This window comes from Stenotrophomonas rhizophila (assembly GCF_003651185.1).
Lineage (GTDB): Bacteria > Pseudomonadota > Gammaproteobacteria > Xanthomonadales > Xanthomonadaceae > Stenotrophomonas > Stenotrophomonas maltophilia_Z.
Window position 1 is genome coordinate 1,454,176 of sequence record NZ_RCDC01000004.1, and the last position, 20,153, is coordinate 1,474,328.

Genomic DNA, 20,153 nt, shown 5'->3' on the forward strand with positions numbered 1-20,153 from the left:
GGCCGCCTCCGGCGTTCACGGCTACAATCGGGGCATGCGCGTCTTCCTGCACCACCACGCCCGCGGTGCCGATCCGGCCCGCTATCTCCAGCTCACCCTGCAACCGGACCTGTTCGGTGGCTGGGAGCTGCTGCTCGAGTCCGGCCCCATCGGCGGGCGCGGGCAGCTGCGCCGCGAGCAATACCTGCAGGAAGACCTGGCGCTGGCCGCGTTCGAGAAGGCACGCGATGCGCACCTGCACCGCGGCTACGAAGTGACCTATACCAGTGGCGATCCGCCGCACTGAGCGGCCCCCACCGCCCTGCCCCCATTCGGCCCCGCGCCACCAGATCCCAAGGAAGCGTTCCGTGACCATCCCCTCCCGCCATGATCGCCTGCTGCGCGCCCTGCGCCGCGAACCGGTGGACTGCACCCCCGTCTGGCTGATGCGCCAGGCCGGCCGCTACCTGCCCGAGTACCGCGCCACCCGCGCCAAGGCCGGCAGCTTCCTGGCGATGGCCAAGAACCCGGATATCGCCTGCGAAGTCACCCTGCAGCCGCTGCGCCGCTTCGACCTCGATGCCGCCATCCTGTTCTCGGACATCCTCACCATCCCCGACGCGATGGGCCTGGAGCTGTACTTCGTCGAAGGCGAAGGCCCGAAGTTCCGCCACCCGGTCCGCGACGCGGCCGCCATCGCCAAGCTGGCCGTGCCGGACATGGAAACCGAACTGCGCTACGTGATGGACGCGGTGCGCGTGATCCATCGCGAAATGGATGGCAGCGTGCCCCTGATCGGCTTCTCCGGCAGCCCGTGGACGTTGGCCTGCTACATGGTGGAAGGTGGCGGCAGCAAGGACTTCGCCCGCATCAAGGCGATGGCCCTGAACGAACCGGCCGCCCTGCACCAGCTGCTCTCGGTCGTCACCGACGCGGTGATCGCCTACCTTGCCGCCCAGCGCGCGGCCGGCGCCCAGGTGCTGCAGGTGTTCGACACCTGGGGCGGCGTACTCAGCCCCACCATGTACCGCGAATTCTCCCTGCGCTACCTGACCCGCATCGCGCAGGAACTCGAACGCGGTGAAGGGGCCGACCGCACCCCGCTGATCCTGTTCGGCAAAGGCACCGGCCTGCACCTCGGCGCCCTGGCCGACACCGGCGCCGACGCCCTCGGCGTTGACTGGACCCTGGACCTCGCCGATGCCGTCGCCCGCACCGGCGGCCGCGTCGCCCTGCAGGGCAACCTCGACCCCACCACCCTCTACGGCAACCCCGCCGCCATCGAACGCGCTGCCGGCCAAGTGCTCGACAGCTACGCCCAAGGCAACGGCGGCTCCCGCGAAGGCCACGTCTTCAACCTCGGCCACGGCATGTCCCCGGACATGAATCCCGACCACGTCCAGGTGCTGGTGGAAGCCGTCCACCGCTTGAGCCGGCGCTGATCGCCGCTGGTGGATAGCCGGCCAGCGGCCGGCACTACCCGGGCATGGCCAGCGACGCACGCGTTCTGCATCCAGAACGCGTGCTTTCGTTTCCACCCTCGAGACGGACGACGCATGCCGTCAGCAGTTGATCGGCGCCGATCATTGCCGCGCGGCGCGCGGCCATCCACGCATTGCGTGGATCTACCCATCTCATTCCCGGCATCACGTCCATTCCCGGCCATCAAGACGAGCGTGTGATGGCCTGCATTTTCCGTGGCAGCCAACCAATTGTCATGGGTGTGGCACGGGTGGGTTGGCGGGACCATGAGCGCCATGGATGGCGCGACATGAGCCTCCATGGACGGATTTACGGCGTGTCCCGCCGACCCACCCGTGCCGCAGCCTCTCCGGGACACCGACCGCACCAATGCTTCGGCTTCGGCTTCGGCTTCGTCTCTTGACCACACCCTGATCCCACATCGGCGATCATATCGCCCTCGTTGACGAAGGCCCGCACCATGACGACCAGCAGCTACGCCTCGATCCGGCCCCTGTTGTGGCTCGTATCGCTGGCCATCTTCATGCAGATGCTGGACTCCACCATCGTCAACACCGCCCTGCCCGCCATGGCCCGCAGCCTCGGCGAAAGCCCCCTGCAGATGCAGTCCGTCGTCTTCAGCTACGCCCTCGCCGTCGCCACCTTCATCCCCGCCTCCGGCTGGATCGCCGACCGCTTCGGCACACGGCGCACCTTCCTGGTCGCCATCATCCTGTTCACCCTGGGCTCGCTCGCCTGCGCCCTCGCCCAGACCCTGCACCAGCTCGTCGGTGCACGCGTCCTGCAGGGCATCGGCGGTGCCATGCTGCTGCCGGTCGGCCGCCTGGCCGTCATGCGCTCGGTCTCGCGCGAAGAATTCCTGCGCGCCATGAGCTTCATCGCCATCCCCGCCCTGATCGGCCCGCTGATCGGCCCCACCCTGGGCGGCTGGCTGGTCGAAGTCGCCTCGTGGCACTGGGTGTTCCTGATCAACCTGCCGATCGGCATCATCGGCTACGTCGCGGCCATGAAAATCATGCCCGACCACTACGCCGAGCACCGCACCCGCTTCGACATCGCCGGCTACCTGATGCTGGCCTTCGGCATGGTCGTGCTCTCTCTCGCGCTGGACGGCATCTCCGGCATGGCCACGCCCCATGCCTTGGTCATGCTCATGACCGTCGCCGGCCTCGCCGCGCTTGTCGGCTACTGGCTGCATGCGGCCAACTCCACGGCGCCGCTGTTCTCGCTCGCGCTGTTCCATGTGCCCAGCTACCGCATCGGCATCCTCGGCAACCTGTTCTCGCGCATCGGCAGCAGCGCCATGCCGCTGCTGATTCCACTGCTGCTGCAGGTCGGCATGGGCATGAGCCCGATGAACGCCGGTCTGTTGATGATCCCGGTCGCCGCCGCCGGCATGGTCTCCAAGCGCTACGCGGTCAAACTCGTCGAGCGCTTCGGCTACCGCCGCGTGCTGATGGTCAATACCGTTCTTGTCGGCCTGGCGATGGCCAGTTTCATCTTCATGACCCCCGGCCAGCACCTGTGGATCCGCATCGTGCAGCTGGCGCTGTTCGGCGCGGTCAACTCGCTGCAGTTCACCGTCATGAACACCGTCACCCTGCGCGATCTGGATCGCGACTTCGCCAGTGCCGGCAACAGCCTGCTCTCGATGGTGATGATGCTCGCCACCGGCTTCGGTGCCGCGGCGGCGGGCAGTCTGCTCGCGGCCTTCAATCACCTCGATGCCTCGCACGGCGCGACCGCCGCGCTGCACGCCACCTTCGTCTGCGTCGGCGCTATCACGCTGACGTCCACGCTGATCTTCTGGCAGCTGCCCGATACCCGGCCGTCGCCGCGGGATGTCGAAGAAGTCGCCGAGTAACGACAGGCACGTGACGGCAGGCACACCGTCAGCGGACCAACGGTCCGCTGCTACCGGGTGGCGTGCAATACGCGCGCGATTGCCTCCACCAGCAGATCGCCGGTCACCGGCTTGCGCAGGAACGCATCGAAGCCGGCCTGGCGTGCCTGCTGCTCGATCGACGGATCCGTCCGCGCCGTCACCGCGATCAACGGCATCTCGAATCCCTGGCTGCGCAGATGCTCGGCCAGCGCGATGCCACCCAGCCCGGGCAGATCCAGGTCCATCAGCACCACCTCGAACGGCGCCTCGCTGACCTCGCGCAACGCCGACAGCGCGTGCTCGGCGTGTACCACCTCATGCCCGCGCGCCGACAACAACCCGCTGACCACCTCGGCCACGGTCAGATCGTCCTCCACCAGCAGGATACGCAACGGTGGCAATACCCATTGCCCACCTTCGGCCGTTCCGCTCGCGTTGGTCGTCCCGGCCTCCAGCGGCAACGGCAGTGTCACCGTGAAGCGCGTGCCCACGCCGAGCTGGCTCTGGACGCCAATCTGCCCCTGCATGGCCAGTGCCAGTTCGCGACAGATCGCCAGGCCCAGCCCGCTGCCCCCGTACTGCGCGGCGGTGCGGGCGCCATCGGCCTGCTCGAAGCGACGGAACAAGCGCTCCTGCTGATCAGCGCTGATGCCCGGTCCGGTATCGGATACTTCGATGTGCAACCCGCGGCCAGGCGTGATCGCCCGCAGCGTCAGGCGTACTTCGCCGTGGCTGGTGAACTTGACCGCGTTGCCCAGCAGATTGAGCAGGATCTGACGCACACGCAGTTCATCGCCGATGGTGCGCGTGCCGGGCGATACCGTGTTGTCGACCACGAACCGCAGCCCTTTCTGTTCGGCCAGTGCCGCCATCAGCGCACAGACATCGCCGATCGGCCGCTGCAGCTGGAAGGACTGCGCCTGCAGTTCCAGCCGCCCCGATTCGATCCGGGCCAGGTCGAGCGCATCGTTGACCAGGTGCAGCAGATGCTCGCCGGCATGCCGGATCGACTCGGTGTAGCCGCGCTGCTGCGCGTTCAACGGCGAGGACAGCAAGAGCTCGCTCATGCCCAGCACCCCCGTCATCGGCGTGCGTACTTCGTGCCCCAGATTGGCCAGAAAGCGCGTCTTGGCCATCGAGGCCTGCTCGGCGAGCTCCTGCTTCTGCAGCGCCAGCTGATAGGCATGTCGGCGCTGCAGCCGGCGCCGGTACAACCAGGCGAACAGGCTGAGCAGCAACAGCACCGCCGAGGTCAGCAGCAACAGTCCGGACAGGCTGCGCCACCACGGTGGCAGCACGCGGAACTCCAGTACCTGTACCCGCGACCAGATATGGTCGGCCGAGCGTGCCTGCACCTCCAACCGGTAACGGCCCGGTGGCAGACGGGAGAACAGGCGCTCACCGCCCGGCCCCACTTCAACCCAGTCCGGATCGTAGCCGGCCAGGCGGTAACGATAGTTGTTGGAGGTGGAATCGGCGAAGGACAGCAGCCGCGCCACGATCCGCAGGTCGCGATCACCGTCGGCGATGTCCAGCGGCACCGCATGGGTCAGGTCCAGCACGCGCTCGCCGCGGCGCACCTCCACCCGTTCGATCACCAGCGGTGCACGGCGGGTCGCCGGCTTGACCAGCGCCGGATCGAACACCACCACCCCGGCTGGTGTGCCGCCAACGATGCGTCCGCTCGGCGTCAACGTCAGGGTGCGGCGGCGGAACTCCTGGCTGGGCAGGCCATCGTGCACGCCGTACTGGCGCACACTACCGGCCTCCGGATCGACCCGCACCAGCCCGCGTGCATTGGCTGCCCACACCACGCCCTGCCGGTCCACCACCAGCCCGGTCGCGTTGATCGCCGGGTAGCCCGCACTGCTGCCGATCACTTCCTGCAGGGTCAGCCGATCACCCTGCCAGGCATAGTGCGAGAGTTTGCCGTCCTCGGACAGCCACACCGTGTCATCGCCGGCCAGCGCCATGGCGTAGACCCCTGCCGCAGGGCCACCCGGCAGGGGTTCGAACCGCGAACGCGCCGCCACCCACTGCAGCAGGCCCTGGCCGGTGGCCACCCACAGCCGATCCTGCGGGCCGCACCGGATATCCAGCACGTTCTGCCCCGTGCTCAGCCCGGCATGGCCCAGTGCCACCCGGTGCAGCACGCGTCCCTCCAGGTCGCGCTGCTGCAGGCCATTGGCCGATGCGGTCCACAAGCGCTGGCCGTCGCAGATCGCCAGGGATTCGATCGCGCCGTCCATCGCCGCATCGACCGCGGCATCGCGCCCCCAGCGCCGTATGCGCTTCTGCCCGGGGTCGTAACGCAACAGCGCATCCCAGGAGCCGATCCAGACCTGGCCGCGCGGATCTTCGAGCACCGACTGCAGCCACTGCGTGCCGTCCACCCAGGTCCGGTGCTGCTCGACCCGCCCGCTCACCGGATCGAACTTGTCCAGCGCACCATGCGTGCCGACCGTCCACACGCCCCCGTCGGCGGCCGCGCCCATGCCCAGCACATACGCGTTGCGCAGCGAGGCCGGATCATCTTCCAGCCGCGACAGCACCGAGAACTGCCACCAACGCGGCAGCAGATGCCACAGGCCGCCGTTGGTGCTGGCCAACCAGATGCCGCCCTCGCGATCTTCATAGGCACCGGTCCAGTTCGGGCGCACCTGCCCACGCGCGATCGCGCTGTACAGCGGCACCTGCTGGAACTGACCGTCCATGGCGCGGCCCAGGCCGGAGCGGGTATCGAGCCAATACCCGCCCTGTTCGTCGCGCAGCATCATGCCCAGGATCTGATCGCCTTCGGCCACCGCCCAGGGCGCCGGTTCGAAGCGACCGTCCGGCCGACGCACCGTGACCCCGGCATTGCTGTTGATCCACAGACTGCCATCCGCCTCGGGGGTGAGCCCGTTGATGACACGCGCCGGCAGCTGCGCGCTGGGCACGAGCTCGAAATCCTGGCCGGTCCAGCGGGCCAGCCCGGCCTGCGAGCCGATCCACAATGTTCCATCGAGCGTGGTGGCCAGTGAGCCGACCGATGCGGCCGGCAGACTGCGTGGATTGCCGGGCTCGGGCATGAAGCGCGTGAGCGTACCGTCGCGCTCCAGCCGATGCAGGCCGCCCTGGTAGGTCCCGAACCAGATCGCTCCATCCGGCGTGGACGCCACGCTCCAGATCGTGTTGCTGCCGATCTCCGGGTGGCTGTCACGGTCGTAGAAGCGGATCTCGCGGCGATCGGCCGACATCATCGCCAGGCCGGCATTCTCCGTACCGATCCACAACTGATTGCGCGCATCCACGTGCACGCTCCAGACGTGGTTGTCGCGCAGGCCGTCCTCGGCACGCCAGATGCGGTAATTCCGGCCGTCGTAGCGGGCCAGGCCATCGTTGGTGGCGATCCACAGATAGCCGTAGCGATCTTCGGCCATGCGGTTGACGGTGTTGGATGGCAGACCATCGAACACGGTGAGTTGCCGCGGCGTCGGCGGTACCGGCTGGGCCGACGCAAGCGTCGGCCAGAGCACACACAGGCCGATCAGCAACGGCCACAGCACTCGCAACACCAATGGCTCTCCCGGGTCTATCCGTTCATTCACCGCCGCCGCCCGGAACGGGCCTGCCGCCCCTGACCCCCCCGGTCGTCGGGCAACGCCCCGCATAGTAAACCGTTCCCCGCGCCGGCACGATCCACACGCGGCGGCCCCATCCGCTGCATCGCAGCCCGCAGCGCATCGCCCTGCAGCGGCTTGTGCACCAGGCCGTCGCCCCCCGCGGCCACGACCTGCGCTTCAAGATCCGGATCCCGACGCGCCGTGAGCACCAGTACCGGCAGGCGGTGCCCCTGCTGACGCAGCAGGCGCAGCAATGACAGTCCATCCATGCCCGGCAGGTCCAGGTCCAACAGCATCAGTTGCGTGCCGGGGCGGGCCAGCGCAGTCAGTGCAGCCAGCGCGTGCTCCGCATGGACGATAACGTGGCCGCGTACCTGCAGCAGCCACGTGACCACCTGCGCAACGAGAGGATCATCTTCCACCAGCAACACCCGCAGACCATCGATGTCATCGTCGATGTCCTGCGCGTCCTGACCCGCCAGCAGCGATGGGCAACGGTCCAATGGGACGCTCAATGTGGCCTGCCAGCGACGATCGGGCAGCTGCAGGACACACAACCGCCCCTGCATCGCATCAACCAGCACATCGACATCGGCCAGCGCCTCGCGCACCCGGGACAGCCGAGGAGACGGACAGGCGCCCGGCTCGGCCATGACATCCAGCAGCAGACCGGTGCGTCCTGGTCGCCAGGCCATGCGCAGAGTCACCAGGGTGGCACCGCTCTGCGCGGCGAGTCCGCAGGACAGCCATTGCACTGCCTCCCGCAACCGGTCCGGATCGCCCTCGACACAGGCGTCGGCCGGCAGTGGATGTGCCGATGACAGCCGGCAGCCGGACACCGCCAGACCGCACGCCACCGCGGCATGCACGTCGAGCCACCATGGCCCGAGGGCAAAACGCCGCCGCTGCAAGGCCACCTTGCCGGCCTGCAGCCTGGCGTTCTCCAACGCTTCATCGACCACTTGCAGCAGTGCACGTCCGCCCTGTTGGATGTGCAATACCTGTTCGCGCGCGTCCGCGGGCAGCGGCGCCTCCAACAGCAGCTCGCTCATGCCCAGCACACCGGTCAGCGGCGTCCGCACTTCATGGCCCAGCGTGGCCAGATAACGCGCCTTGGCCTGCGCGGCCTGTTCGGCCCGCGCCTGCCGGCGCGTGGCCGCCCGCCACGCGTTTGTACGTCCGCGGTGATGCCGCAATCCCCAGGTTGCCAGCACCGCCCCTGCGAGCGCGCCCATCCACAGCAGCGCCCAAGCCCCGGGATGCGCCCAGCCGCTGTAGGCCACCTGCAGATGCGTCTGCTGGATCGGCGACCAACGCCCATCCTCGCCACGCGCCTGGAATTCCAGTACATGTTCGCCCGCGGGCAGGCGCGGAAAGCCGCGCGTACCGCGTTGTCCGGCACGGACCCACTCCGGGTCTTCGCCACGCAGCCGGAATCGATAGTCGACGGCCCCCCCCTGGCTGCTGCTGAGCAGGCGCGCTGACAGCTGGATGTCGCGATCATCGGCGTTCAGGCGCAGCGGCTCGGCGGCCGGCAACTCGATCCAGCGCCGCTGGCGGCGCACTTTCACACGGTCGATGACCAAGGTGGGAAGCACCGTCGCCGTCAACATCCCGGCCGGATTCAGCGCAAGCACGTTGCCGGTCTGATCCATCGCCAGCAGATGGCCGCCGGCTGCCACCAGGCTGTCGTCCAATGCCATCACCGGCAGTCCATCGTCGGCCGTGTAGAGCCTGGCACTGCGACCGTCCAACGCCAGACGCACCACGCCGCGCGCGGTAGTCGCCCAGACCGCCCCGTCGCTGGCGCCGGCCAGTCCCCGCGCAAGCGCCATGGGCAGGCCGTGCGAGGCATCCAGGCGCAGCGTGGGATGCAGGCGACCTGCGTCGCTCCGGAATACCGTCCATCCCTCCACATCAGCAACCCATAGCCGGCCGTCGGCATCCAGGTGCAAGGCACTGACCTCCCGTCGCGGGCCGCCCGGCACGGGATCGAAACGTCCGGCCGCGGGCTGCCACTGCTTGAGTCCGTCGCGGTCGCCCAGCCACACCTGCCCGGCGATGTCACAGTGCAGGGCGAATGCCGCGGTGCCGGGACGCAGCCCCACTGACTCGTACGTGGCACTGCCCAGCAGGCGCCCATCACCTGCGCGCTGTTCCAACCGGCCATTCCCGGCAAGCCACAGCCGATCGCCACACTGCTGCAATGCGGCGTGCGGCGACGCCACCGGGACACCGGTGGACCCCACCCGCCAGCGCCGCTGCCGTCCCCGCACGGGATCGATACGGGTCAGCCACGGCGCCGCGAACACCCAGACGCCGCCGTGACCGTCGTCGCTCACCACATGGCGATCGGGGCGCTCGGGTGCATGCGCATAGGCCCATCGCGGCCGGTTGAATCCGTGCTCCGGCGAAATGCGTGTCAACCATCCATCGCGCACCCACCACGCCTGCCCGTCGGCGGCAGGGGCCAGCCCGCCCGGTGCGGTGGAGGCGTGGGCAAGGGGCGCGGCGAAGCGCTCCAGGTGGCGCCACTGCGCGCCGAGCCGCCAGACCCCCTGATGGGTGCCCAGCAGCCAGACCCGTCCCTGGCGATCTTCCAGCACGCGCACGATGCGCGGCTCATTGGGCCCCTGCAATCTCGGCAGAGTGAGCGCGTGACGATGCTGCCCCTGCCAGTCCTGCCACCACAGCGTCGACCCGTCAGCGAACCAGTCCCCGCCTGCGCGGCTATGGCCGAGCCAGCGTCCGCGTTCGCGCCCCTCGCGCTGTATCTGCCACGCCGGCAACTGCCGCCGCACGGTGCCTTCTGCGGTGCTCGACCACAACCGCCCCTGCGCGTCCAGGCCCAGGGCGGTCACCGCCGCGGACGATGCCCCCAGCGTCGTCGGTGACTGGAACCGGCCCTCCTGCCAGCGGGCCAGGCCCGCAGCGCTGCCGATCCACACAGCGCCCTGGGCATCGGCAACCAGGTGCTCCACCCGGGCCGACGGCAGGCCGCGGCCATCGGTCGCGGGCAGGTACTGGTGCAGGCGACGATCGCGGGTGAGGCGGAACAGCCCGGCATCCCGGGTGCCGAACCAGACGCTGCCGTCGACCATCGGCTGGATTGCCAGCACCGGACTGGCCGCCATCGCCGGGGCGGACGGTCCTGCCCACCGCGCAAACTGTTGGCGATCGGCCGACAGGCGCTGTAAGTAGCCGTTGGCCGTGCCTATCCAGAGCTGATCGCAGGCATCCAGCGCGATGCTGCGGACCTCGTTGTCGGCCAGCCCATGCTCCATCCGCCAGACGCGGAAACCACTGCCGTCATAGCGGGCCAGGCCATCGCCGGTGGCGAACCAGAGGTAGCCCTGCCGGTCCTCCACGATCTGATGCACCACATTTGATGGCAACCCATCCACGGTCGTGATGCGTACTGCGGGACTCGGGAACGCCAGCACGGCGGCCGGCAGCAGGCAGCACAGCAGCGCGAACAGACACCGCAGCATGCCGCCCCGGCTCATGGGCCGCGCCGGCATCGGGCCAGACACGCCGTCAGAGTCGCCCGGCTCACCGGCAGCCGCAGGAACAGGTCGAACCCCGCCGCAATCGCCTCACGCTCGGCGCCGATGTCCGCGCGCGGTGTCAGGGCCACCCTGGGGATCCCCGGCCAGCGACGCGATAACCATGCGCCCGCCCGCTCGCCGCCTACGCACAGGACCGGGTCCACCACGATGACATCCCAGCGCCCGTGCTCCCTCAGTGCCTTGGGCATGGCCTCCAGCCCGGGCACGCACAGCCCCACATGGCCGAGCGAGACGAGCAGAGCGCGCAGCACATCGGTCACACTCGTGGCCGGATACACCACCAGCACCCGCAGCTCGCCGGCGCCGTTCGCATCCTGTGGTGCGCACGATGGTGCATCGCTGGGAATGGCATCGCTGCGCGGCAACGGCAATCGCACCTGGAAGCAGGCGCCGTCGCCGGGACGGCTGGTCACCGTGATGTCACCGCCCATCGCCAGGGCCAGGTCGCGGGAAATGGACAGCCCCAGGCCGCTGCCACCGTAACGCGCGGCCGTCTGTGCCCCGTCGGCCTGTTCGAAACGCTGGAACAGGCGCTGGCACTGCGCTGCGGTCATGCCCGGGCCGGTATCGACAACCCGCAGCAGCACGTCCTGGTCCTGGCCTGCGCACTGTACCTGCAGTCGCACCTCTCCCTGTGCGGTGAACTTCAGTGCGTTGCCCAGCAGATTGAGCAGGATCTGGCGCAGGCGCGGGGCGTCGCCGATGAAAACCGCCGTCGCCGGCAGCGTGCTGTGCCACACCAGCGCGAGCGACTTGCCCTGCGCTACCGGGAGCAACAGCGCATGCACCTCTTCGATCAACCGTTGCAGCAGAAAGGGGCCCGGCTGCAACTGCAGCTGACCGGATTCGATGCTGGCCATGTCCAGGGCGTCATCCACCAGCCGCAGGAGATGTGCGCCGGCGTAGTGCAGGCTGTCGACCTGGCTCCGCTCCGCCGGTGTGAGCTGCGTACGCTGCAGCAGCTCGCTCCAGCCCAGCACCACGGTCATCGGGACGCGTATGCGGGCGCCCAACGTCCCCAGGAAACGGGTGCGCTGCAGCGACGCCCGCTCGGCGCGGTGCTGCCGCGCATGCAGCCGGCGCCAGCGGCGTTGCCGTCGGCGCCGCGCCAGCCCGCCCCAGGCCCCAAGCCACAGCGCCGCCGTTCCACCGGCCACCGCCGCGTACCGCGCGGTCCGCGTCTGCCACCAGGCCGGAACCACCTGCAGCGCAATGCGGCGAATCGGCGACCAATCCCCATCGCCTTGCCGCGCCTGGACCTCCACCGTCTGCAGACCCACCGGCAAGCGCTCGAACACGCGCTGCCCCGCAGCACCGTTCTCCTGCCAGTCCGCGTCGTGCCCCTGCAACCGGAACCGGTAGCGCACGCGCGAGGGTTCGCCGCCGGACAACAGGCGCGCGGATACGCGCACGTGCCGATCGCCGCCGGACAGCGGCACCGGCGCAACGCCGACCGGCAGGGTGACCTGCACGTTGCCGCGCCGCGCGGTGATTGCGTGGACCACGAGCCCGGCATGCCCCGCCGGGCGCACGATCGTGGCCGGATCGAACAGCAGCACACCGCCTTCGTGTACGGCAGCGACCACATGATCCCCAGCGGTGCGTACCATCCGTCGCGGCAACACGTCATGTCCAGGCAGGCCATCGTCGCTGCCGAACTGGCGTATGCCGCCGCCATGCGGGTCGACCCGGATCAGGCCACGGGTGCCACCGGCCCACGCCACGCCACGCACGTCCACCACCAGCGCCCGTGCCAGCAGGTGCGGATAACCGTGTACCACGCCGAAGCTGTGTGTCTTGCGCAGCCGCTGCCCATCCCACCGGTAACGCCGTAACACGCCTGGACTGCTGATCCAGTAGTCGCCATCCGCACCCCGCGCGATTGCGCCCACGTCGTCCTGCGGGGCACCGTCGACCGCCGCGAAACGCTCCTGCGCTGGCAGCCAGCGTTTGAGCCCGGTGCGATCGGTTGCCCACAGCACGCCGTCGTCGGTACACAGCAGTTGCGGGCCGTTCGCCGGGGGCATCAGGCCAAGTGCCTGTGGAACAGCGGACAACTGCAGGGCGCCGTCGGCATCACGTCGCTGGATCCGGTCAACACGCGCCAGCCACAGCGAGCCGTCGCGGCAGGACTCCAGATCGACCGCGCCCGTACTGCCCTCCCAACCCAGCAACCAATGCCGCAACTGGCCTGTGCCGGGCGTGTATCGAGACAGGGTGTTGCCGCTGGTCAACCAGAGCCGCCCGTGACGATCTTCGGCCATGCCCACTGCCTCGGGGTGCAGGCGTTCGGGCCGGTAGTGGAATCCGGTATCGCTCTGTCCGGTCCGCACATCCACGCGCTGCACGCGCCCATTGTCACCGGCGATCCACACCTGTTCGCCGGCGGACGCTGCCAAGGCCAGCACGTAGTGCGCATCCAGGCCGGGCCAGCCATCCCGGGCCGCGGGCAGCAGGGTGAACTGGCGCCAGCGCGCAGGAAGATGCCACAGTCCCCGCCCCTGCCCGATCCACCACGCCCCACCGACACGGTCCTGCAGGGCATGACTCACCCCTGCGGTCCTGCGGATCGTGCCGTCGAGGTCGCGCAGCGGCACTGGCTGCGGTGCGCGTCCGTGAGGGTGCCGTACCAGGCCGGTTGCATCGGTGGTCCATAATTCTCCTTCGCGGCTGCGCAGTACCGGCATGCCGGGCGCCGTCGGCACCCCCGGTGTGCCAACGGCATCCCAGCGGTGCACGCCGCTGCGGGTGGCCGCCCACACACCGCCGTCCGGATCGGGCCAGAGCGACTGGACATCCACCCGCCCACCGCGCCGCAGCGGCACGGCAACGAAGTGCGTGCCTGCACGACGCAACACCCCGTGCGAGGTGCCGACCCACAGGCTGCCGTCGCGGTCGACGGCCAAGGCATTCACCCGCAGCGCGCGTCCGAACGGGTGCGGTAAGGGGACGGCGCACCAACGGCCATCGGCCTGCCGTGCAAACAAACCGTCCGCGACCGTGCCCACCCAGAGCGTGCCATCAGGCGTACTGGTCACCTGCACAATGCCAGTGCGCGGCAGTACCGCGGCCGCATCCCCGGGCATGCTCTGGAACACGCTTCGATCAGCGGACAGCTTCACCAGCCCCTGGGAGGCGGTGGCCAGCCAGAGCCGATCCTGCGCATCGACATGCAGCGCGCGCAGGTCCAGATCGAGCAGGCCCTGTTCCCGTCGCCATGCGCGGAAGCGATGGCCATCGAAGCGCAGCAGACCATCATCGCTGGCGAACCAGAGGTAGCCTTCCCGGTCTTCGTCGACCGCACGGATCACCGGGGTCGGCAGCGCGTCGGCCGGACCGAGTGGGCGTGGCCACGGCAACGTGACAAGCGTACCCGCCGCGGCAACCATCGGCAGCCAGAGCAGGACCACCAGCATCCGGCCTGCCCAGCGCCTGCCCCCCTGTCCGGATCGGCCCTCTGACACTCCCTACCCCGACCATCCTTCGCAGCGTGAACCGCACGATAGGCCGAAGCCATCGGAACCAAGCCGATCAGGCCGGTACCGCGTCACAGGTCGATGAATGAACTTTTCGATCAATAGAGCAATTGCGAAACATCGCGACAATCGTGGCCGCGGAACCGCGAGCACTCAGTACAGGAGTGACTTGCCCGCGCGCGCCTGCACGATCGCATCCACCAGCATGTCGCCGGTCACCGGCTTGCGCAGGAAGCCATTGAATCCGGCGGCCAGCACCTGCTGCTCGGCGTAAGCATCCGAGCGCGCAGTCACCGCGATCAGGGGCAGCTCATAGCCCATCGCGCGCAGCTGCGCGGCAATCGCGATGCCATCCAGCGCCGGCAGGTCCAGATCGAGCAGACCTACATCGAAGCTGCCTGCCGCTACTTCTGACAATGCCCCCAGGCCATGCAGCACGTGCACCACGTCGTGCCCGCGGGTGCGCAGCAGACCGGCGATGACATCGGCCACGGTGGCATCGTCCTCCACCAGCAGGATGCGCAGCGGTGGCAGCTGCGTGCGCGTCTCCTGGCCCGGGTCACGTGGCGTGCCAACCGGCTGTACGGTCCACGGCAGCGGCAGCGATACAGTGAAACGGGCCCCATCACCTGGCCGGCTGTCGATCTCGATCCGGCCGCCCATCGCCACCGCCAGTTCCTGGCAGATCGCCAGGCCCAGGCCGCTGCCGCCATAACGCGACGCGGTCCGGGGACCGTCCGCCTGTTCGAAGCGATGGAACAACCGCTCCTGCTGGTCCTGATTGATGCCTGGCCCTGTATCGGAGACCTCGAAGATGATCGCGCGCCCGTCATCGGCCAGCTCGACACCGAGCCCGACATGGCCATGTTCGGTGAACTTGATCGCATTGCCGAGCAGGTTCATCAGGATCTGCCGCACGCGCATCTCATCGCCGCTGACCTGCACTGGGCCGGGCAGGTTGAAGCTGCGCTCGAACGCCAGGCCACGGTGATGGGCCATCGGCTCCATCAACGCCTCGACCTGATCCAGCAACGACATCAGATCGAACGGCCGCAGATCCAGTTCCAGCCGCCCTGCCTCGATGCGGGCCAGATCCAGCGCATCGTTGACCAGACGCAGCAGATGCTTGCCCGCATGCTGGATCGAGCCGGCATAGCCGCGCTGCACCTCATCCAGCGTGGTGGACAGCAACAGCTCGCTCATGCCCAGCACACCGGTCATCGGTGTGCGCACTTCGTGCCCCAGCGTGGCCAGGAACCGGCTCTTGGCCTGCGAGGCCTGCTCGGCCAACTGCTGCTTGTGCACCGTCAACTGCCACTGCTGGCGGCGGCGCAGGCGTGCACGTGCGACATACGCCAGCGCTGCGACCCCGATCAGACCGAGCAGCACGTAGCCCACGACCGCCCAGCCACTGCGCCACCACGGCGGGCGCACCTCCAGCTCCAGGGTACGGGGCGGCGTCCAGGCGCCCTGCGGGGTCGCCGCCTGCACCTCGATGCGGTAGCTTCCGGACGGCAGGCGCGACAGCAGGCGCTCGCCGTCGGCCGCCTGCATCACCCAGTTCTGGTCATACCCGGAGACCCGGTAGCGGTAGCGGTTGCCGTGTGGGTTGGCGAATGAAAGCAGACGCGCGGACACGATCAGATCGCGGTCCTGCGGCCCCAGCACGATCGGTGCCTGCGTCGGCAGCATCTGCTGCCCTTCGGCATCGTCGCGGCGGACCTGCACGCTGTCGATCACCAGCTGCGATGGCGGCAACAGCATGTCCGCCGCATCCGGATCGAAGCCGACCAACCCGGTCGCGGTGACCGCCAGGACGCGACCATCGCGCGCCTGCACCGGTGGGCGGTTGCTGAACTCAACATCCGGCAGCCCATCGCGTTCGCCATACAAGCGCAGCCGACGCTCGGCGCCCTGCCAGCAGATCAACCCACGCGGGGTGGTTGCCCAGACCTGCCCGTGACTGCCCAGCGCGAGCCCGCCCATCGACACAGCGGGCATGCCCTGGGCAGCGCCGACACGTTCGCGCAGGCTCATGCTCAGCCCATCCCAGCGATAGCGCTCCAGCGCGCCCTGACGTGCCAGCCACAGTTCATCCGGGCCGGTCCAGGCCGCATCGTAGATGCTGCCGCGGGAAATGCCCGGCACCTGCTCGAAGCGGCCATCGCGCCACCGCATCAGGCCCATGCTGTCGCCCATCACCCAGAGCTGCCCACGCGGATCGAACACCATCTGCTCAACCGGGTTCTCGGTCAGCCCACGGTGCTGGTCATTGCGGATGGTATCGAGCACGTTGCCCTGGGCATCGCGGCGCTGGATGCCGAAGTTCATGATCGACAGCCACAGCTCGCCATTGGGCGCCTGGCGGATAAGATCGATGCGTTGGCGCACATCGGCACCACCGCCGATCTTCCATTCGCGCAGCATGCCGGTAGCCGGCTGGTACAGATTCAAACGACCCGCGCGACCGATCCACACCGCGCCGTCCTCGCGGGGCAGCAGCGACCACGCGGCCCCAACCCCGATCTGTTTGTCGTCGGCGATCTGGCGCAGCTGGCCCTGCGCATCCAGCGTATAGAGGCCGTGCGCACCTGAGATGTAATAGGTATCGCCCCGCGCGGCCGCGCCGAGCAGATAGACGCTGTCCAATGGCTTGCCGTCGAGCTGGTACCAGCTGGAGAAGCGCTTCCAGTCCGGCGGCAGATACGCCAGCCCCTGGGTCAGCATCGCGACCCACAGGCCGCCTTCATGATCCTGCAGCATGTCCAGCACACCGCTGCGTGCGGTCAGGAAGCCACTGCCGGCGTCGCCGGCGAGCAGCCGCACCGCGCTCGCATCACCGCGGTACAGGCCATCGGCCGTGCCCAGCCAATAACCGCCATTGCGATCATGGATGACCGTGGCCGCGCGTACATCGGCACTGAGCTTCCAGGGTGCGGGATGGGCCTGGTCGTCGGCACCGATCTGGAACAACCCGCCTTCGGTGCCCGCCCATACGGTGCCATCGGGCTCTCGGGTCAGGCGGAATACGCTTTTACCGCCCAGCAGGGCCGGCGCGATCCGCGTGAAGCGGTCGCCATCCCAGCGGGCGACACCGTTGGAGGTCCCCACCCAGACCCGCCCCTGCGGATCGGCCAACAGACTGTAGATGGTGTTGTCGGGCAGGCTGCGCGGATCGTTCGCGTCGGCCTCGTATCTGACCAGCGTCCCGTCCTCGCTGCGCCGGCAGATACCGTGCTGGTTGGTGCCGATCCACAGCGATTGCGCGGCATAGGCCAGCGACCAGAACTGGCCCTCGCACGCCGCATTGAGCTCGGGGAACCGCGCAAACGCGCTGCGGTCGGGGCCGAGCATGCTCAGGCCAACGCCATTGCTGCCTACCCAGACACGATCCTGTGGATCGATGAGCAGGGTTTCCACTTCGTTGCCGGGTAGCGAGCCGGGCTCGGCTGGATCGTGCCGCCAGACCCGCAGGCCGACCCCGTCCACGCGGGCCAGGCCGTCATCGGTACCGGCCCAGATATAGCCTTGGCGATCCTGTGCCAGCGCCAGCACCATGCGCGACGGCATGCCTTCGGCCGCACCCAGGCGGCGCAAGCGTGGCGTCTCTGCCGATGTCCCTGCGGCTTCCAACACTGACGGCACTGCGCACAACCACAGCCCCAACAGCACGATGCCTGCACCCCAGCGGCGCGTGCTCATCGATCCGGATCTCCCTGTTGGTGCGGATTGTCACACAGCGATCAGGACGGTGTCCGCATTCTGGGGGCGGCTGCCGCGGATGGAACGGGCTGTTTCCGTCCCGTGCAAGGAAGGCAGCATTGGCCGCCCGTGCTGTTGTCGGGCGCACCACGATCTGTTGCAGCCATGACGCTGCATCCCATGACACAGCTGTGCGTATGATCGCCCCAGACCCTTATGGAGCCAGCGCCTTGCTCAAGCGCCTGACCCTTTCCCTGCTGCTGGCGGCCACGCCGCTGCTCGCCATCGCCGCCCCGGACAGCTATCGGCTCGATCCGGTGCACACCCGTGTGCTGTTCGCGGTGGAGCATGCCGGCTTCTCCCACGCGCTGGGCACCGTGTCCGGCAGCGAAGGCGTGCTGGTGTTCGATCCGGAGGACTGGCGCAGCGCGCGGCTGGAGGTCAGCGTGCCGATCCAGCGCCTGGACCTGGGCGATGACAAATGGAACACCGCCACACTGGCGCGCAACCTGCTCGACGGCGAGCGCTTCCCCGAGGCGCGGTTTGTCTCGACCCGGGTTGAACCGATCGATCCGAACCACGCCAACGTCATCGGCCAGCTCACCGTACGCGGCGTGACCCGTGAGGTCACCCTGGCCGTCACCCTCAATGCGCTCAAGCGTCATCCGCTGCCGCCGTTCCGCCGCACCGCCGGTTTCTCGGCCACCGCCACGCTCAGCCGCAGCGCCTTCGGCGTGGACGGCTGGGCCTCGATGATCGGCGATGAGGTGCAGCTGCGGATCGAAGCGGAGGCGGTGCGCGATCGCAACGCCGGTGATCCCGCCGACGCCACCCCCACCGATGCGCCGGGAACTCCGGCCCCGCCGGTTGACTCAGATACCCCACAGCCGGTCCAGGAGACCACGCCATGACCGCCAAGAACACCCCGACCCGCTGGGGCGGCGTCAGCCAGACCCTGCACTGGTTGATCGCCGTGTTGATCCTCGCCCTGGGCATCGTCGGGCTGACCATGGGCGAATTGCCCAGGACCCCGAAGTATTTCTGGGTCTACACGATGCACAAATCGATCGGCATCACCGTCCTGGCCCTGGTCGTGACCCGCCTGCTGTGGCGTCTGTACGCGGGCGCGCCACATCCGGTGCCGGGCACGCCGACCTGGCAGGAGCGCGTCGCCTCGGCCACGCATTGGCTGCTGTACGTGCTGATGTTCGCCATTCCGCTGTCGGGCTGGCTGTACGACTCGGCCAGTGGCCTGCGTCCGTTCCGCTGGTTCGGCCTGGTCGATGTGCCCAAGCTGAGCGCGCCGGATGAACGTGTCACCCAGATCTCGCACGCCATCCATGAGTGGGGCTTCTGGCTGCTGATCGCCGTGGTCGTGGCCCATGCCGGCGCCGCGCTTTACCACCATTTTTACCAACGCGATGCCACGCTTGCGCGCATGCTCCCGCAGCGCTGGCTTGCCTCCCCCCAGAAGGATTGACCATGAACATCAAGCTCACCTCCCCGGCCGCGGTCGCCGCTGCCCTGGCCGGCCTGCTGGCCACCGCCCCGGTGCTGGCCGCCGACTACGTGCAGGCACCCGGTTCGGTGCTGGCCTTTGCCACCAAGTACGACGGTGAAGTGTTCACCGGCACCTTCCCGGGCTTTGATACCAAGCTCAGCTTCGATCCGGCCAAGCTGGACGATGCCAAGCTGGAAGTGACCATTCCGCTGGCCGGTGCCAAGAGTGGCAACAGCGACCGCGATTCGACCCTGCAGGGCGCGGACTTCTTCAACGTGGGCAAGTTCGCCCAGGCCAAGTACAGCGCCACCAAGTTCCGCTCGCTGGGCAACAACCAGTACGCCGCCGACGGCACGTTGGAGCTGCGTGGCGTGAGCAAGCCGGTCACGCTCACCTTCACCTGGACCCCGGGCGCCCAGCCGGTGCTGGCCGGCAAGGCAACGGTCAAGCGCCTGGACTTCGGCGTGGGCGGCGGTGATTGGGCCGATACCAAGACCATCCCGAACGAGACCGCGATCAGCACGAAGGTGGTCCTGAAGGCGAAGTAACGTCAGATGGCGGTAGTGCCGGCCGCTGGCCGGCTCCTCGCGCGATGATCGACTCCCGGGAGCCGGCCAGCGGCCGGCACTACCGCATACAGCACCGCCAAGCGACGCTTGCGTGTCAGCCGATCCAGGCCTCTACCGCTGCCACATCGAACGGCCAGTCCAGCTCGCGGCCCTGCGCATCGCGCAACACCGGCACCCGCAGCCCGTAGCGGGCCTCCAGCGCGGTGTCGTCATCGATGAACACACTGTCCAGATCGGCCACCCGGGCCTGCGCCAGCACCGTCAAGGCCTGGTCGCACAAATGGCAGTCATCACGCTGGTACAAGGTAAACACCGGCCCACCCACCTTGAAAAATGTTGCGCCGCACTCAAGGCTGGCGCCTGCGACAGCATAGAATAGTGCTCC

Annotated in this window: 11 protein-coding genes; 6 read left to right on the plus strand and 5 right to left on the minus strand. The window is 68.6% G+C overall.

Features of this window, described 5'->3' with window-relative positions; genetic code table 11:
* Nucleotides 1-34: 34 nt before the first annotated feature.
* The 3 genes from BCL79_RS06555 to mdtD all read left to right on the plus strand — a co-directional run bounded on the left by BCL79_RS06555 (nt 35) and on the right by mdtD (nt 3,325).
* Nucleotides 35-286, plus strand: a complete 252-nt coding sequence (locus BCL79_RS06555) for a WGR domain-containing protein (RefSeq protein WP_121038917.1) — start codon at nt 35-37, stop codon at nt 284-286.
* Nucleotides 287-347: 61 nt separating this feature from the next.
* On the plus strand, nt 348-1,421 hold the full coding sequence (hemE, locus tag BCL79_RS06560) for a uroporphyrinogen decarboxylase (RefSeq protein ID WP_121038920.1): 1,074 nt from the start codon (nt 348-350) through the stop codon (nt 1,419-1,421).
* A gap of 500 nt (nt 1,422-1,921) precedes the next feature.
* Nucleotides 1,922-3,325 (plus strand): multidrug transporter subunit MdtD, encoded by a 1,404-nt coding sequence (gene mdtD, locus BCL79_RS06565; RefSeq protein WP_121038923.1) that lies wholly within the window; start codon nt 1,922-1,924, stop codon nt 3,323-3,325.
* Between the two features lie 50 nt (nt 3,326-3,375).
* Here the strand turns inward: mdtD and BCL79_RS06570 are convergent, their stop codons facing one another.
* From BCL79_RS06570 to BCL79_RS06585, 4 genes are all read right to left on the minus strand, one after another.
* Nucleotides 3,376-6,906, minus strand: coding sequence for a hybrid sensor histidine kinase/response regulator (locus BCL79_RS06570; RefSeq protein WP_259462113.1), 3,531 nt, complete (start codon nt 6,904-6,906; stop codon nt 3,376-3,378).
* A gap of 26 nt (nt 6,907-6,932) precedes the next feature.
* Nucleotides 6,933-10,457 carry a two-component regulator propeller domain-containing protein gene (locus BCL79_RS06575; RefSeq protein ID WP_183073685.1) on the minus strand — a complete coding sequence of 1,175 codons (3,525 nt, stop codon included), beginning with the start codon at nt 10,455-10,457 and terminating at the stop codon, nt 6,933-6,935.
* The gene (locus tag BCL79_RS06580) at nt 10,454-13,930 is read right to left on the minus strand and encodes an ATP-binding protein (RefSeq protein WP_183073686.1); all 3,477 of its coding nucleotides are present in this window, start codon (nt 13,928-13,930) and stop codon (nt 10,454-10,456) included. The genes BCL79_RS06575 and BCL79_RS06580 overlap by 4 nt, the downstream gene beginning before the upstream one ends.
* Nucleotides 13,931-14,149: 219 nt before the next feature.
* Complete coding sequence (locus BCL79_RS06585) at nt 14,150-17,698, minus strand: hybrid sensor histidine kinase/response regulator (protein WP_121038935.1); 3,549 nt, start codon at nt 17,696-17,698, stop codon at nt 14,150-14,152.
* 197 nt (nt 17,699-17,895) lie between these two features.
* Here BCL79_RS06585 and BCL79_RS06590 point away from each other — a divergent pair, with 197 nt between their 5' ends.
* Genes BCL79_RS06590 through BCL79_RS06600 form a run of 3 tightly spaced genes read left to right on the plus strand, consistent with a single transcriptional unit; the run spans nt 17,896 to nt 19,747 of the window.
* A complete protein-coding gene (locus tag BCL79_RS06590) occupies nt 17,896-18,609 on the plus strand; it encodes a YceI family protein (RefSeq protein WP_183073687.1) in 714 nt (237 codons plus the stop codon).
* Complete coding sequence (locus BCL79_RS06595; RefSeq protein ID WP_121038941.1) at nt 18,606-19,178, plus strand: cytochrome b; 573 nt, start codon at nt 18,606-18,608, stop codon at nt 19,176-19,178. Before BCL79_RS06590 ends, BCL79_RS06595 begins: the two co-directional genes overlap by 4 nt.
* Before the next feature lie 2 nt (nt 19,179-19,180).
* The gene (locus BCL79_RS06600) at nt 19,181-19,747 is read left to right on the plus strand and encodes a YceI family protein (protein ID WP_121038945.1); all 567 of its coding nucleotides are present in this window, start codon (nt 19,181-19,183) and stop codon (nt 19,745-19,747) included.
* A 115-nt stretch (nt 19,748-19,862) separates the two neighbouring features.
* Here the strand turns inward: BCL79_RS06600 and BCL79_RS06605 are convergent, their stop codons facing one another.
* Nucleotides 19,863-20,081 (minus strand): glutaredoxin family protein, encoded by a 219-nt coding sequence (locus BCL79_RS06605; RefSeq protein ID WP_121041188.1) that lies wholly within the window; start codon nt 20,079-20,081, stop codon nt 19,863-19,865.
* Between the last annotated feature and the right edge of the window lie 72 nt (nt 20,082-20,153).